Source organism: Shewanella sp. GutCb (genome assembly GCF_002836135.1).
GTDB lineage: Bacteria > Pseudomonadota > Gammaproteobacteria > Enterobacterales > Shewanellaceae > Shewanella.
On the sequence record NZ_PJBL01000001.1, the window covers coordinates 28,734 to 45,023 of the forward strand.

A 16,290-nucleotide genomic window follows, 5' to 3' on the forward strand; every position below is an offset into this window, starting at 1 on the left:
CCTTTGCGTGAAGGAATGTGATCTTTGTTTGATTTGGGGGTGGTGGGGCGTGTGCTAGGCCCCACTGGGTAAGGGGGGAAGGCTAGAAAATAAAAAGCCAGCGTTTAAAAACACTGGCTAAAGAACTAAAAATAACAGGTTACTATTTACCAGTGATTTTTAGGTTTACGCTGTGGTCGTGGTAAGTAAACTAAAATAATGCCCAATAACAGGCCGCCAGCGGCGATAAAGCCACCTTGTTGCCACATTTCAAAACGCTCATTACTTTGCATACTTGCCAGTTTTACCTGAGCGCTATCGCGTTCTTGGCTAGCACTTGCAAGTGCTTTTTGTGCTTGAGCTAATTGCGTCTTAATCTGGCTCAACTCTTGTACACTCGAATCTGTTGTCGTGAGTGCGTTGGTTAAGTCAGCTTTAGTTTGCGCTAGCTCTGCTTGCACCGCCGGTAATTGTTCACGCAAGCTTACAGCTGAGCTGAGTAGCTTAGTTTGAACCCAGCCTTCACGATCCTTATGATCGATTATCTTGCTGTAGTCACCTTGAGTTTCACCTAATAAAGTTATCTTCTGACCCGCTTCTACGCTGCCCAATATCCGAAACTGGGTACCCGGTCCGCCATGGAGATAGATAAAAACATCATCAGAGATGTAACTTGTTTGGTTTGCCGCAAATAAAGAGGGGGAAAGTAATAACGCTCCCACAATAGTTAGAATTTTTAACACCAATCTATTCTCATCAATGAAATTTAGCCAACATGCTATGGATTTAGAGGACTTAATGCAAGTGGCATTAAGGGAGATAAAACGCAAAAAGGGAGCTTGATACAAATATTATCAAACTCCCTTAAGGAATCGCAGTACTTTTTGGTGCGATAAAGCTCAGTATTTAGCTAAAAATACCTTTAATCATGAAGAAGATCATGATTGATAGCGCGGCACCAGCGGGTAGGGTTACCACCCAAGACACAACAATATTACGCACTACGCCAATATTGATTGCAGCGATACCACGAGCCATGCCGACACCTAACACCGCACCCACTAGGGTTTGTGTCGTTGAGATTGGTAGACCAGTACCCGATGCAATAACCACCGTCGATGCTGCTGCAAGCTCTGCCGCAAAACCACGACTTGGCGTCAGGTGAGTAATATTCTTACCAATGGTTTGCATTACACGCTTACCAAAGATAGCAAGTCCTAAGACAATACCCACAGCACCCAATGGCAGAATCCACCAAACAAGAGCGGCATTACTGCTGATCTCGCCACCACTGTTAACGATTGAAACAACCGCCGCTAGTGGGCCAATAGCGTTAGCAACATCATTTGAGCCATGCGCAAATGCCATACAACATGCGGTGACAACCATTAAGATAGCGAAGACTTTTTCAACGTTACCAAACTGGGTTTGACGATCTGCTTTATTATCCATTTTTAGGCGTTTGATAGCGATCATGCCACCAATTCCTACAAGTGCTGCAATAGCGAGCGCTAACGAATAAGCTTCTAGGTTGTCAAAGTGCAAGCCAATATGTTTAAGACCTTTCTTGATGGTGACAAGTGCCATTACAAAACCAGCAAGAGCCATATAGAAAGGAACATAACGTTTAGCATTTTCAAGTGGATTAGAGGTATTAAAGATAAGCTTTTGGACACTTTGGAATATCATAAAGGCGATAAAGCCCGATATTGCCGGCGTGACAACCCAAGAACCTACAATACCACCTACTTTGCCCCATTCAACCGCATCTGCACTTACGCCTACTGCAGCGAAACCAACAATGGCGCCGATAATAGAGTGAGTGGTCGAAACTGGCCAACCAAGTGCTGAAGCAGCGATAAGCCAGATACCAGCGGCTAGCAAAGACGCTATCATGCCGTATACCAGAAGCTCAGGTTGTTCAATAAAGAAAGTTGAGTCAATAATGCCTTTACGGATTGTACTGGTGACTTCGCCACCGGCTAAATACGCACCTGCAAACTCAAAAATCATAGCGATAATAATCGCTTGTTTAATTGTAATCGCATTGGAACCTACAGAGGTTCCCATTGCATTGGCTACATCATTTGCGCCAATACCCCAAGCCATTAAAAAACCAAATAGAGCTGCCATGCCAATAAGCCATGGGCCGTTGGTGACTAATACATCAACCATGTTATTACCTTGATAATCTTTTGATTAGACGCGAGCTAACATCAGCTCTAGGCGGGAACCGACTCGTTCGGCAAGATCTGCCAAGTCACCAACCCACTCAATTATCTTGTAGAGGAACATTACATCTACAGGGTTAAAATCAGATTCGATAGCCAAAAGTTGTCTACGTATCTTAATTTGTAAAACATCAGTGTCATCTTCGATAGAGTCAAGTTCACTGATCATTTTTGCCACAAGATCCACTTCACGGCCTCTAAAACCAGTTTCTAGTAGGTCGTCGAGTTCGTTAATTGCTTGCTTTGATAACGCAACTGCATCAAGACAGCGTTGTAAATAAGCAATGAAGGATTCTTGGATTGCATGAGGGATGACGAGCTCTCGGCCAATAACTCGACCGGAAATGTCTTTCGCTTTGTTAGCGATCTTATCTTGCTGGGTGAGTAGCTCCAGTAAGTCAGTACGCTCAACGGGCATAAACAAACCACCTGGCAGAGTTAAGCGGATTTCACGTTTTAGTGAATCTGCTTCTTGCTCGGTCAAGCTTATTTGCTGACGCAGTTGAACAGCTTTGTCCCAGTCACCTGAGGCTGTAGCTTCGAAAAATGGGACAAGTAATGACGCGCAGTCGTATACTTTGTCTATATGCTCTTGGAGAGGCTTAATTGGCGATTTTGCAAACACGCCCAAAATAGAGTTTACTGGCATTGCCGTTTACCTATTTAGGTTATTCCACTATTGGAAAAAGCGGGCGCATGTTAACCCAAGCGGCCGCGTAAGAAAACTGTGTTTTTGTAATTAACTAAACAGTTTTTTATTCTAACGAGTTATATCTTAACTGCAAAGCGAATCCTACGGCGTTTTTATTACAAAAATATTACACTGTGTCGAATTAATGACAGATTGATTAAATTTTGATTACAAGGCGAATAGTACACAGATGGAAGCAGAGATAGAACTCAAACTTTTCTTTAATGAAAATAAAAGAAAAACCCTTATAAACCTGTTGGATAGCATTCCTAATTCCGATAGTAAAGGCAGCGAAAAGTTAACTAATGGGTATTTTGAAACCCCTGACCTTACTTTGCGTCATTGGGACATGGGATTGCGGGTTCGCGGGATAAATACTCACCGAGAGCAAACAATTAAGACTGCTGGACAGGTTGTCGGTGGGATCCACTCTCGGCCTGAATTTAATGTCGATATAGATCACGATTTTCCAAAATTAAATTTATTCCCGAGTAAAATTTGGCCACAAGGCGCAGATCTTGAACAAGTGCAGTTACAGTTGCGTTGTTTGTTCAATACTGATTTTGAACGACAAAAATGGCATATTTTTGTTGATGATAGTTTGGTCGAAGTGGCGCTTGATATCGGTCATATTTGTGTTGATGACCGCTCTGAACCCATCTGTGAATTAGAGTTTGAATTACTTGCTGGTGATACTGCTGCCCTACTTGTTTTAGCAGGTATTGTTAGCAGAGAAGTACCGGTTCGATTAGGCAACGCGAGTAAAGCAAAAAGAGGCTATCAGTTAGCGGCTCAAGCAAGTCCGTTTAATTTGGAAGTGCTCGATTTTATAGCATTAAAGCCTGAACAAAACTTAAAACAAGTCGCCATAAACTTGCTCGAAGTTGGGCTAGAAAGATGGCAGCAGCTAGAAGCGATGATCCTTGATGTCGCGCAGAACCCCCATGAACTGCCAATGCTCTGTTATCGACTCAGAGCTTGTATTCGGTTGCTAAAAAGCACGCTGGCGCAATTTACCTTGTTAGGTGACTCTTTTGAAGAAGACTTTGGCTGTATTGAGCGTCGGCTTAACTTTATCGAAGAGTCGCTGAGTCTATTTTCTATTGTGGAGAAAAACGGCGCCCTTATCGCTAAGTTGTCGATGTCGGATGCCCTGGTAGATATAGCCAATGCTAAATTGCAGCAACTGAATATTTCTGCCCATTTCGACGCGCTGTTAGACGATATTTGTTATGGCCGACTGCAAGTACATCTTGTTGATCTGTTGATGCAAATAAGTGTTGGCAACGTTGTTATTGATAAAACACTCAGTTTGAAGCAATTTGCCGATGAGCTACAAGAAAAATCATGGCAAAAGATATTGGATGTTATGCCATTAAATAATGATTTAAGCAGTAGCGACTATCTTGCTGTCGCAAAGGCGTTAGATAACAGCATGTTTGTTGGTGTGGCATATGGTCAGCTTTATTCAAACAAATCACGTGATCAATTTAGGGCTCCTTGGCAAGACCTTGCGTTAGGTATTAGAACTTTAGCGGCTTATCGGCAGCTTAAGGTGATTAGTGAACTGGCGTATATTGATATTAGTGATTGGCTTGAAAATAAAGAGCTGAGTTTAGTGCAGGCAATGGAGCTTTCACGTCGTAGCGCAATGCAGAACGAACCGTACTGGCGTTAACGCTTTGGTGACACGTTTTTAATGATTGAGCCCGCCAATGTGCGGGCTTATTTTTTGGCGTCTCTCATCTCTAATTTTAACGCTTCTATCTCTTTAAGCAGCTGTTGTTGGTTGGCTTCCATGCGAGCAAGACTCATTTGCAGCTCTGAGCGGATCTCTTCACTGTGGCTCTCGAGTTTTTCGGCTTCGTCTGGGGCGACAAATACTGAGGCCATATAACCAGAAATAATACCAAAAAAGCTGACGCCACACACAATGACCATACCACCGATAATATGTCCAGCTGTGGTCACTGGGTAGTAGTCACCGTAACCGACAGTCGATATTGTGACTAAAGCCCACCAAATAGCATCTTCAGCAGTCTCAATATTAGCCCCTTCAACACCGCTCTCGACAATAAGTACCAAAACAGAGGCAAAGGTAAGAATCGTCACTAAAGCCACTAACAAGCTTGCCAGAGTGGCTTGGCGACGCTGTTTGACCATAGGGACAATTAGGGAACGGGTCATACGAATGAGTCTGACAACACGAAGGATCTGAAAAAGTCGTGCCATTCTCAGTGCTTCAATTGCTGGGATACTGGCAACTAGATCTATCCAATGATGCTTAAAGTAAGTTCTTTTACTCTCTGCTTTGAATAGGCCATAGAAAAAATTCGACATGAAGAGAAGACAAATACAGGTATCTATAAAGAACAGTAAGCGCCTAGTCTCGCCATCAAGGCCGCCAAATGTAAGCACGAGCACTACAACGACAGAGAGCAACGACAACAGCATCATCGCAAGCTGGAATGGTGTTGGCGGCGTTTCAGGTTGTATGATCCAGCGCTTTTCGTTAGTCATTTATCGATCCATCGTTCTTGCTGCACTTTCCCTAAACCGGGAAGCAAAATAAGTCTTCGGGGCGTTAGTCTTCGGCACTGAATTTAATGAGATCATCCAGTACGTGTTTTTTGATCTCTAACTGTTGCTCTGCTTTTAAGTTGTACCTTTCAGCGAGCTGGGCATAGTCTTCCGCGCTTAAGGATACGGTAAGGCGAGGGCGTTTAGGACGTTTAGTCACACTTAACCCGAGAATGTCTCTAATTTGATCTGAAGGACTGACACCGGCATCAAGCGCGGCTTTACGGATGGAATATTGAAATTTCTCATCCAAATCAAAGGCAATTTGAGTGGCCTTAGCGGCTTTTTGATTTTGCTGCCACTGTTCCGGCAACGGATTCTTTTGCTTGCTCATGCGTAAGATATTACCTATCCATAGAAACGGCTTTATAGGTTAATGCTATCACTCATAGCGCTAGAAATAAAAAAGGTTCTAACGTGAGTCACGTTAGAACCTTTAAATTATGCGCCAGGCCAATAGTCCCGGATGTCTGATAGAGGGCGGTAAAGTGTCAACATGACATCTGTTTCACCCCCATCATAGACTTCGATATCAATGGCCTTATCTTCATCGTCATCCAGTAATTGGTATGATTCAAAAGGATCGCCTGTAGGGCCATCGGCATCTTGAGGTGGCTTATTGCCCCGATAATCCTGACGGTGAAAGTAACCAAAACCTGCAAATGTGACCTGATGATATTGAGGTGACAACCACTGTTCAAATTCAGTTGCTAGCTCAGGTGACAATTCACTGGTGGTTAGCTCTGCTTTGCCAGGTTCTTCAAAAATAGCGCTAAATTGCTCTAGATTGAATAGCTGCTCGACTAAACCACGATTAACCTTTATCGACAACGCGAGGTAAGTTTCATCATCTTCATCTAAGCCGAGAAAGATGGTGTCACTTCCGTGCCCTTTTAGCACCCATTCCGTTTGCTGTTTGCGCTCATACTCATAAGTATTAACCGCTTCAACTCTTAGCTGCTGCCCACGTAATTGTGGTGGCAGCGCAAAGCTATCATCAAGGGAGATCATATCCCCCTTATCTAGCTTTGATGGGTGGTCGAGTTGACGTTTAGGTTCCTCTTTCTTGCCAAATAGGCCACTTAGAAATCCCACGTCATACTCCTTTAGCCTTTACGGGCTTTAATGCGATCAAGTACAGCGTTAGCGTTAGACTTCTGCTCACCAATACCTGCTTCCGCTAGCTTATCATGCAGCGCTTTGTCGTTGTTTTCTTCCGCTAGCGTCTCAGATGCCTTAAGGCGATCATCAAATGACTGCTGACGAGCTTTGATGCGCTCTAGCGAATCTTTAGCGTTAAGTAACTTTGAGTTACTGCCCGCAAACGAATCGGTAATTGTTGCAGTCGCTTTTTGTACGCTTTCTGTCGTCTTTACCATCGTCAGTTGGCGTTGGTAATCAGTGACTTGACGTTCAGTTTTACGTACTAGCTCTTTTAGGCGAGTCGCATGTGCGCTGAAGCTTTCGTTGGCAGATTGCTGGTCATTAAGTTCTTGATCCAGTTCAGCGATTTTCTCAGCAACTTCTAGTGCTAATGCTTCGTTACCTTTTTCAAGTGCTTGTGCTACGTAACCTTCATGTTCAGCAACTGCACGCTTAAGGCGGTCAACTTCACGGCTGGCTTGCATCTCTTTTGCCATCACTTCAGTTAAGTCGCGTTTAGCTTTAGTCAGATGTTTCGCTGCATCACGGATCTCTTGTTCAAAAATACGTGTTGAGTTTGCGTCTACAATACCTTGGCCAACTTCAGTTGCGCCACCGCGAAAAGCAGTAAGAATCTTGTTTAGAATGCCCATAATGTGGCTCCTTTATTTAAGGTAATCGGCGAGTTCGTCGATTACTTCGAGACAGTTGTCAGATAGAACAGATAGTTCTTGTTCTATCTCTTCGATGCTTGATTGTACTGATAGTGCGCCGTATACCACATACTTGTCATCAATCTTGGCGAACGATGAAAGTGGCATTGGAATGTTGAGTTCTAACATGGTCTCAAACATCTCACTACGACGCTCTTGATTCACTTCATCCTCGCCCCATAAATAGCTGATGCAAAGGATCTGGTTGTCCGTAACCGATAAGAACACCGGGATCTCTTCTCGGCCAACGATGTTAACCTGCAAGACTTCCACGTCGCCATCAATTGGATAACAATCAAATTGAAAGCCAGTATGGCCATTGTCGCCAAGTTCATTTAGATGGTTGGCAATGTTGTGGATATTCATATTTGTCCTTATTGACATATTATGTCTGCGATTAAAGATAACATCAGGACATAATATGTCAAGTGCTATCTTTGCGGTGTAAAAAATAAGCTTTACTGATTTTCTAACCAAGCTTGCTGGTGGTACTGGTATAACTGACTCGAACCCAAGGTATTTGGTTTGATAGCTTGTTTATCGATATAAAAATTACCCGGGAATGCAAAAGCGGCATGCATTAATTCTGGCGTAAACCAAGCATCATCTATGGGTAATTGCTGTATTTCATCTAGTCTAGATTTGGCACTTTTGCCACTTAATGTCGCAATAGTCCAACCCCATTCGCCAAAACTGGGCACATTATGGTGGTATTGATCCACCGTAAAGCCAGCTAACTCCAAAGTATTACCCACTGAAATAAATGCTTTAGGCGCATGATACGGTGATGTTGACTGTATTGTTATGGCAGCATCCGCACTCATAAGTTCCTTTAGCTTCAGATAGAAAGTATCTGAATAAAGCTTGTTAAGATCGGGATGGCTTGGGTCGGGAAGGTCAACGATAATGGCATCGAATTTTTCCTCATTTTTAAGTAATTGGTCTACCCCATTGAAAGCATCGTCAAATATCAGTCTGACTCTAGGGTCATTCAGTGCATCTTTATTGAGTGCCATTAATGCTTTCGTTAGATGTGCAGGCATATCGGTGTTTGGCGTTTTGAATAGCTTTACCAGCTCTTTATCTAAGTCCATTAATGTGACCTGTTTAGGCTGCCACTTAAGCACTTGAGCAAGCCCTAAACCATCTCCACCGCCTATGATTAAAATTTTGTCATGACGCGCGCTGGCTGCAAGCGTAGGGTGGACTAAAAAGGAGTGATATATGTGTTCGTCGCTACTGGAAAACTGCAGGCGACCGTTAATATAGAGCGAGTGAACTGGGCCGAGTCCATTTCCTCTTAAGCGCTCAGTGAAAGTGAGTTGCTGAAAACGCGTTGCTTTAGCGTAAACCACATTGTCCTTGTAGAGTAAGTTATTAAAACTTTGCTCCCAAGAAGGGCCATGCAGTGCTAATAAGAGAAGTACACCTGTTGCAGCAATATGGCCGACCAGCAGCAGTTTTACATGGCGGATTTTAGTCCAAAAACGCCAAATAAATAGAAAGCCAGCGAGTAAATTAAAGCTGGCGGTTAACGACGCGGCTAACTGAATATCAATGGCAAGCATAAAGCCTACCCAGATGGCTGCGCCAATGCCTGCGCCGATATAATCAGCGCCATAGATAGTGCCCGCATTATGCATCAAGTGTTCGTCAGACAAAGCCTGGCGAACTCTAGCGATTAACGGGATCTCCATACCAATCATTAATCCAAGTAATACTCCCCAAAAATAAGGTAAGTACTCACTGAGTTTTTGTAAGGTTGCGATAAACCCGCCATTAGGGAGTTGATCGCTTGGAAGACCGAGTGTTTGAGCCACAATTAACGGTAGCTGTTGGCCAAAGCCAATAACACTAGCGGTGATCAAGATGGCTAACGAGCCACATAGCGCGACGCTGAGCTCAAGTACGGCAAAGCCGGTAAAGGCACAGCGAATTTTCCGCGCGGCAAAGGCACCAATACCCATGGATACGATCATCAGGCCGATCATGGTGTAAATAGCGGCTTCAAGCGCGCCGAGTATGCGGCCAGCATAGTGTGAGAGTAGATACTCATAGATTAAGCCGCAGCCAGCCAAAACGGCCATAATGCCTAGCAGTAATAGATCATCAAACCAGCCTAGTTTTGCCGGCTTTATTGTATTCGGATTTAAGGTGTCGCTGTGAGAGGTGTTTGGCATGGTGAGTCTATTGGTTTATCTATGGTATGAAAAAGGGAGCGATGATAACCGCTCCCATCTTTAGGCTTACATTAGGCCATTAACGCCGCGAGAATAAGCGCGATTGAAACACTGATTGCCATTTCAACAGCAGCAACACCAATGTTATTTTGCTTCTCTACTTCATCAAACAGATCAATGTTGGCGAGGACTAACTTTTTGACAATCTTTATCAAAATAGATAAGGACACCAGCATAATGACAGAGAACATTAACCAACCGAATAGATTGGCAACATAAGCTTCTGGATTGAAAATAATAAAGTGACTTGCCGCATTAAAACTAAATGCCATCGCTAGCATGTAGCCACTATGCCTAATAGCCAAAGCGATATGACCTTGAGCCAGTGCTGCTTGCATAGAAGCATTTTGATTACGGTCGGCATAGCGCTTGGCACGCACACGCGTCAGTACGACTAGCATGAGCTGCGAGATAGCAAAAGCACTAAATATAGCGATAAAGGTATAAACCGTAAGGTCTTCCGCCCACATCAGCACTGAGCGGATGATGATGGCGGTTGCAATGGCTGCAGTGGCATCAACAATGGCGACTGAGACATTACCTTTAATGATCAGGGCATTTTTATCAATCTCATTTAGTGCCACTTTGTCATGTAAAAATCGACCTAGTTTAATCAGTATCAGCCCAAATAATCCGTAAGCGGACATGCCAATAGCTTCGACTAGGTAGGATTCAGCTGCCTCTCCGGTGATGGCGCCAGTCAGCACAATACCTAATGCCGCAACCGCGCCAGCAGTGCTGATACCAAAAGCAAAGTTGTCGTTTTCAGCAAGCTCTTTACGACTATTTACCTTGATAGTCCAGCCTTGCAGGTAACGCATTAATGTCAGCAGTAACACAGCAATGGTTAGATCAATTGCCAAAATAATCAGTAGTTCTGGCGTGATGCCGTAGTGTTGAAAAAATGTCATGAAAGTCCCTTAATTATTTGCCTCGGCGAACACCGCGAGTAGTACGACTGCTTGAATTACGAAAGCTACTGTCTTTAGAGTAATTTGAGCGGAACTTGCTCTTGCTACTCGCAGTGCGTCCTGTTGAACTAGCTTTAGGCGTGCTGGTACTTTGTCTCGACAAGCTGGTAGAGCCCGTACGCGATTTGGCGTATGGACTATCAAACTTCTTACCTTGAGAACTAAATTGCTTTTTGGTGCGCTCAAAGGTTTGAGTTTGCGATCTGGCTTGTTTAGGCGAGGTATAACGATAACGGCCAACATCATTGTAATAGCTATAGTTACGACGGCTTGACCAGCGATCGTATCCGATAGGACCTCGGGTTAGATTCGAGAACATTGAGTACATGCCGTACCAAGCCCAAATTGACATCCCACTCGAGCCTGATTGCCAGTTGCCGTAAGACGGGTTGCCCACTAACTGGCTGCCAGCGCCAAAGTCTTCAGAGCCATTCGCCAAAGTAGCAGCTTCGCGACTGATGGAATTGACTCGGGCAAGCGCGCCATCAGACATATCTGCAACCACATTGAGTTGATCTGACAGCATGTCGTTATAAAGACTTGGGTCCATTGCCTGATATAGGTTTTCAACTTCGGCGAGTTGCTGATCGAGATCAACAAAATTCGCTGCATTCTGAGCTTCAGTTAACCTGCGGGTTAGCGAAGTAAACATCGGGCCTCGAGCTGTCGCATCAGTAGCGAGCTGATTAAGCAGTGGCACCAGATCAGGTTTTTGCTGAGATAAAATACGCGTATATTGCTGCAATAAATTGGCATTACGCACTTGGCCGTCATTGAGCATGGTGCTAAGCGTATCCAAGCGTTGCTGACTGAGCTGCTGGTACTTTGCTATTTGCTCTGGTCTATCATCACCGCATCCTGCGAGTGATAACGCCAATATAACGGTGAGAACACGAATTAGCATTCCTGCCATGCTTTCTCCAAAAATCAGTTAAGGTAAGCGCTAGTGATTAGCAGCGACTCGGGATTATATTCTCTTTTTAACTTGATATTTAAGCACATAAAATTAATCTTTCATGTGCTGAAATATTGAATTTGCTAGAGAAACAGCCTTGCTGTACTGCAATTACTACAGCTTTGGGTATAGTATTCTGTATTAAAGCACAAAAATACAATGATTGATGTTTCAAAGGGCTATAAGCACTTAATTGCTCATCTAGCCAACATCATTTAAAAAACTCAATCACATTTTTATAGCACTGTGGACATAATATGTCGATAGTAAGAATTGTTAGGGATTATTATGCGCGCGGCTTTACGGGGTAAAAAAGAAGTTTCCACTCAAATGGCTGCTAACGTTGAAAACTACTGGCAAAGATTCGTCGATACCTCTCCTGAGGCGCTAGCCTCCTTGTCGAATGAGCAGCAACAAGAGCTTAAGACCATCATGGCGTTAAGTGACTTTGTTGCTGCGCAACTATGTCGATACCCGCAATGGATAACAGCGCTATTTGAATCTCAGCTTAATGGCACTGACCGAAAGTCTTTCGCCAGCGATCTGCATGAATTGTTAAGTGCGGTGAATGACGAAGAGCAGATTAAGCAAATCTTGCGTCAATATCGTAACCGCCAAATGGTAGGTATCGCCTGGCGAGATTTTATGGGATACACCTCGCTGGAAGAATCTTTATTAGATCTATCAGTATTAGCTGAGGCATTGGTTATTGCGGGGCGTGATTGGCTATATCACGATATGTGCGCAACGCTGGGTACACCGACAAGCCCCGAAGGGGTGGCGCAAAAGCTATTGATCCTTGGCATGGGGAAGCTCGGTGGCCGTGAGCTAAACTTTTCGTCAGATATTGATCTGGTATTCACCTTTCCTGAACACGGTGAAACGATTGGCGGACGACGCTCAATTGACAATCAACAGTTTTTTATCCGTATGGGACAACGTTTAGTTAATCTGTTGCATCAAGTGACGGTTGACGGCTTTGTTTATCGGGTCGATATGCGTTTGCGTCCCTATGGCGAAAGCGGACCTTTAGTGGTTAGTTTCAGTGGCCTTGAAGACTATTACCAAGAGCAAGGTCGGGATTGGGAGCGTTACGCGATGGTAAAAGCGCGTGCGTTAGGCCCCTGGACGGCCGACTCCGATGAACTGCATGATTTATTGAGACCGTTTGTATATCGCCGTTATCTTGATTTTTCTGCCATTGAATCACTGCGAAAAATGAAAGGCCTTATCACTCAAGAGGTGCGACGTAGAAAGCTAACTGACAATATAAAACTGGGTGCTGGTGGCATTCGCGAAGTGGAGTTTGTGGTACAAAGTTTTCAGCTTATTCGCGGGGGGCGAGAGCCTTCATTAAGGCAGCAAAGCTTATTCGCCGCTATTGAGACGCTATATCAGCTTGGGCAAATTGAGTATCTCGCGCTTGATGAACTTAAGCAAAGCTATCTAATGTTGCGCCGAGTCGAAAATTTACTGCAAGCCATTAATGATGAGCAGACTCAAACCCTGCCGGTTAAAGAATTGGATTGGGACCGTTTATGTTGGGCCTTAAATGCCGATAATGAGATGGATCTAAGGCAACAAATTGAAGGTGCAATGGCCTGTATTCATCGTCATTTCAAAGAGACTGTTGGTGGTGATAATCAAGATGACAAAAGTGAAACTTGGTCGCAGCAATTATGGGATGCGCAGGAGGAAGAAACCGCATTCGCGATTTTAGATGAACAAGAGGTTGAGTTGCAATTGTGGCCCATGTTAAAGCGTTGGCACGACACGGTAGTGCGTAGGACCATAGGGCCACGCGGCAGAGAAACACTCGACAAACTGATGCCAAGATTATTGTGTGACTTGTCGTTACATTCGCAACCCACTAAAGCATTTGAACCCGTCTCTAAAGTGCTAGATCAGATTTTAACTCGCACAACATACCTTGAGTTACTCTGTGAAAACCCAGGAGCGCGGCAACAACTCGTCAGTCTTTGCTGTGCCAGCCCATGGATTGCAGAGCAGTTAGCAAAATTTCCCATGTTACTTGATGAGCTTATTGATCCTGCGCAGCTCTACGATACCACTTCGCTTGATGATTATAGTAGTGAGCTAAGGCAATACCTGCTCCGTGTTCCTGAAGATGATATGGAGCAGCAGATGGAAGCGTTGCGACAATTTAAGTTATCACAACAGTTAAAAATTGCGGCGGCTGATGTCACGGGAGTCTTACCCGTGATGCAAGTGAGCGACCATCTTACTTTTCTAGCTGAGGCGATAATTGAACAAGTGGTGCAGCAAGCTTGGTTGCAGGTGAGCACTCGTCATGGGGTGCCCGAAGGCCTCAAGACTAATGAGATGGGCTTTGCGGTGATAGGTTACGGTAAGGCTGGTGGCTTAGAACTTGGCTATGGTTCTGATCTCGATTTAGTGTTCTTACATAATGCTAAGCAGGGTGGGCAAACCAATGGTGGTAGAGCGATTGATGTGGGTCACTTCTATTTAAAGCTGGCACAGCGGATATTGCACCTGTTTTCGACGCGCACGACATCGGGCGAGTTGTATGAAGTCGATATGCGCCTACGTCCCTCTGGAGCTTCGGGTTTACTGGTTAGCGAGATAGAGCACTTTGGCGATTATCAACGAAAAGAAGCGTGGACCTGGGAGCATCAAGCACTGGTAAGAGCCCGCTTTATGTTTGGAGATAATAGCTTATCGAGTCGTTTTAATGAGTTAAGATCTGAGGTGTTAGAGTCGAATCGTGATAATGCTGTACTGGCAAAAAATGTGCGGGATATGCGACTTAAAATGCGTGACCATCTGCTTAAGGTGGGTAAAGGCATGTTTGATCTTAAACAGAGTCCCGGTGGTATCGCCGATATCGAGTTTATTGCGCAATATCTTGTGCTTGCTAATGCCAGTGAGTATCCGTCGCTGTCTTTTTGGTCCGACAATGTGCGTATTTTTGAACAACTTGCAGAGCTTGAACTTATCCCTATCGCTAGCGCCCAATCGTTAACTCAGGCTTATTGTCATCTTCGTGACGAAAGCCATCGATTAACTTTGCAACAGGTAGCAACGACTTTACCCTTCAGCGAAGTGAAACAGCATGCTGAAAAAGTGCTAGAAATTTACCAAGGAATTCTTAATTAATAACATCAAAACACTGTATTAATAGCGCTAATTAAACAAAAAAAGACCAGACTTAGTCTGGTCTTTTTTTGATCGCAAATTGCACTGCAAAATAGAAAAAATCGCGATACGTATTGCTATTCATTGGATGGTCTTGAGTTATCTAACTGAAATTTAACTAATTATAAAGCTGGTTTGTTCTATGCATTACCTACATACACCGAGGAAATCTAAGCCTATGTAGGAGGCCTGACATGGATAGCCTAAAGCACATTTCAACATACTCCACTTTCAATGACAGCCTGACCCATCTCAGTTTATTTGATACGTCAGACTCGACACTGGATTCTGAACTCAATCCAGCACTCGATATAAAAGCAGCATCTGCAGAGATTAAGTTTCCTAGACAGTTCCCATTAACGTGGCTGATTTTGCTGTGTTGCCTCCTTTTTGTTAATGAAGCTACAGCGAATGAGCGCCCAACAACATCCTTGCTCAATGTTGAGCACTCAGCCGTGTTAGTCATTGTTGACAACACAGTGCAAGATCTAGAGGGGTTATTGCAGAACGTTAGGGGAGAGGTGCACTTATTGATCCTTGACGAGGGCCAAGAGCCATTTGCTCAAATCAATCAAGCTATCGCTAACGAGCCGAGTTATATTGGGGTGGTTATGGTGGCTTCTGCGGCCAGTGATGCAATTTATTTAGGCGGGCGTTGGATTGATAAGCAGTATCTGGTTAATCACCGCGTCAGCGTGAGCCAGTTTGGGGCTCACTTTAGCGCAAGCAGTCAGTTTATGATTTTGACCAACGACAGTATTGCCAACCCAAAAGGTGATCAACTATTACACTTGATTACGCGCCTGACTCAGCTGGATATTAGTGCCTATGGTGACACTGAACACCACTATCTGTCTTCACGTCATACTGTACGCTTTTTTTAGTTAAATCAGTCTGTAACAAGGATACGTTTTGTATCATGTTTTACTTTTCATTAACGAGGGTTTGATCGTTTTGCTGCTACTATACACACCAATATAACCTGCAGTTGTTTAAAGGACTATTTGATGACATACGTCAGCGGTGTAAGCAGTAATTTGGCTAATAACTTAGATGCTCTCGCGAGCGTTAACAGCCGATTGTCGGCCGCAAATATGACCGAAACGACCAAGCAACCGCGAGTGGAGCCTGCGGCTCAATCGAATGCACCTGATACATCAGTGACGCTTTCAGAGGCGGCGAAAGACAAGCTAATGCTTGAGCAACAAACGGCTGCTACAGCGGATACTGATGAGATAACCGATTTAAAGTCTTTTGCTTTTGGAGCGTTAGGCTTAGATCATCCAGATCAAGTAGAAGATAAGGAAGACTCTTCGTACACTGTAGGCCAATATGTAAAAGCCGCTGCGACGATCGGTGGCATGATTGCGATGTTTGTTTAAGCTCGCGTTTGTCGTACATGATTCTGTCATATAGCACTCTGATATCCACATTTGAAAGCTATATGTTTAACCCTATGCTTTAGAACGGGTAATGACCGTCCTCATCTCTTATTTATTTAGCTGCATCATATCCTGATAGTATTCGCTAACACGCACAGCTTCAACTGAGCATTAGCCATTTTTGGTTGTTCTTCGTGGCGGTGTTGATGCTCGTTTTAATGCGTTCAA

Annotated in this window: 15 protein-coding genes; 4 read left to right on the forward strand and 11 right to left on the reverse strand. The window is 44.1% G+C overall.

What is annotated here, in order from left to right; genetic code table 11:
• Window positions 1-146: 146 nt before the first annotated feature.
• The 3 genes from CXF86_RS00150 to CXF86_RS00160 all read right to left on the reverse strand — a co-directional run bounded on the left by CXF86_RS00150 (window position 147) and on the right by CXF86_RS00160 (window position 2,859).
• Window positions 147-722: a TIGR04211 family SH3 domain-containing protein gene (locus tag CXF86_RS00150; protein ID WP_101092618.1), complete on the reverse strand. Its 576-nt coding sequence runs from the start codon at window positions 720-722 to the stop codon at window positions 147-149.
• Between the two features lie 163 nt (window positions 723-885).
• Window positions 886-2,154 (reverse strand): inorganic phosphate transporter, encoded by a 1,269-nt coding sequence (locus CXF86_RS00155; protein WP_101092510.1) that lies wholly within the window; start codon window positions 2,152-2,154, stop codon window positions 886-888.
• 24 nt (window positions 2,155-2,178) lie between these two features.
• Complete coding sequence (locus CXF86_RS00160; RefSeq protein ID WP_101092509.1) at window positions 2,179-2,859, reverse strand: TIGR00153 family protein; 681 nt, start codon at window positions 2,857-2,859, stop codon at window positions 2,179-2,181.
• 232 nt (window positions 2,860-3,091) lie between these two features.
• On the opposite strand from CXF86_RS00160, the gene CXF86_RS00165 reads away from it, so the two are divergent.
• Window positions 3,092-4,579, forward strand: coding sequence for a CYTH domain-containing protein (locus CXF86_RS00165; RefSeq protein ID WP_101092508.1), 1,488 nt, complete (start codon window positions 3,092-3,094; stop codon window positions 4,577-4,579).
• A 47-nt stretch (window positions 4,580-4,626) separates the two neighbouring features.
• Here CXF86_RS00165 and CXF86_RS00170 read toward each other — a convergent pair whose 3' ends face one another.
• The 8 genes from CXF86_RS00170 to CXF86_RS00205 form a co-directional block, all read right to left on the reverse strand.
• Window positions 4,627-5,421: a potassium channel family protein gene (locus tag CXF86_RS00170; RefSeq protein WP_102038047.1), complete on the reverse strand. Its 795-nt coding sequence runs from the start codon at window positions 5,419-5,421 to the stop codon at window positions 4,627-4,629.
• Between the two features lie 64 nt (window positions 5,422-5,485).
• Entirely contained in the window at window positions 5,486-5,815 is a 330-nt protein-coding gene (locus CXF86_RS00175) for a hypothetical protein (protein ID WP_101092506.1), read from the reverse strand.
• Between the two features lie 107 nt (window positions 5,816-5,922).
• Window positions 5,923-6,576 (reverse strand): DUF4178 domain-containing protein, encoded by a 654-nt coding sequence (locus tag CXF86_RS00180; protein ID WP_101092505.1) that lies wholly within the window; start codon window positions 6,574-6,576, stop codon window positions 5,923-5,925.
• Between the two features lie 11 nt (window positions 6,577-6,587).
• On the reverse strand, window positions 6,588-7,277 hold the full coding sequence (locus CXF86_RS00185; protein ID WP_101092504.1) for a PspA/IM30 family protein: 690 nt from the start codon (window positions 7,275-7,277) through the stop codon (window positions 6,588-6,590).
• A 12-nt stretch (window positions 7,278-7,289) separates the two neighbouring features.
• Window positions 7,290-7,703 carry a YjfI family protein gene (locus CXF86_RS00190; RefSeq protein ID WP_101092503.1) on the reverse strand — a complete coding sequence of 138 codons (414 nt, stop codon included), beginning with the start codon at window positions 7,701-7,703 and terminating at the stop codon, window positions 7,290-7,292.
• Between the two features lie 92 nt (window positions 7,704-7,795).
• Window positions 7,796-9,517 (reverse strand): polyamine aminopropyltransferase, encoded by a 1,722-nt coding sequence (locus CXF86_RS00195; protein ID WP_102038048.1) that lies wholly within the window; start codon window positions 9,515-9,517, stop codon window positions 7,796-7,798.
• 71 nt (window positions 9,518-9,588) lie between these two features.
• On the reverse strand, window positions 9,589-10,488 hold the full coding sequence (locus CXF86_RS00200; RefSeq protein ID WP_101092501.1) for a DUF350 domain-containing protein: 900 nt from the start codon (window positions 10,486-10,488) through the stop codon (window positions 9,589-9,591).
• A 13-nt stretch (window positions 10,489-10,501) separates the two neighbouring features.
• Complete coding sequence (locus tag CXF86_RS00205; protein WP_101092500.1) at window positions 10,502-11,461, reverse strand: hypothetical protein; 960 nt, start codon at window positions 11,459-11,461, stop codon at window positions 10,502-10,504.
• A 372-nt stretch (window positions 11,462-11,833) separates the two neighbouring features.
• On the opposite strand from CXF86_RS00205, the gene glnE reads away from it, so the two are divergent.
• The 3 genes from glnE to CXF86_RS00220 all read left to right on the forward strand — a co-directional run bounded on the left by glnE (window position 11,834) and on the right by CXF86_RS00220 (window position 16,062).
• Window positions 11,834-14,641, forward strand: coding sequence for a bifunctional [glutamate--ammonia ligase]-adenylyl-L-tyrosine phosphorylase/[glutamate--ammonia-ligase] adenylyltransferase (gene glnE, locus CXF86_RS00210; protein WP_257985255.1), 2,808 nt, complete (start codon window positions 11,834-11,836; stop codon window positions 14,639-14,641).
• 233 nt (window positions 14,642-14,874) lie between these two features.
• Window positions 14,875-15,564, forward strand: coding sequence for a DUF4347 domain-containing protein (locus tag CXF86_RS00215; protein ID WP_101092498.1), 690 nt, complete (start codon window positions 14,875-14,877; stop codon window positions 15,562-15,564).
• 123 nt (window positions 15,565-15,687) lie between these two features.
• Window positions 15,688-16,062 carry a hypothetical protein gene (locus CXF86_RS00220; protein WP_101092497.1) on the forward strand — a complete coding sequence of 125 codons (375 nt, stop codon included), beginning with the start codon at window positions 15,688-15,690 and terminating at the stop codon, window positions 16,060-16,062.
• The last annotated feature ends 228 nt before the right edge of the window (window positions 16,063-16,290 follow it).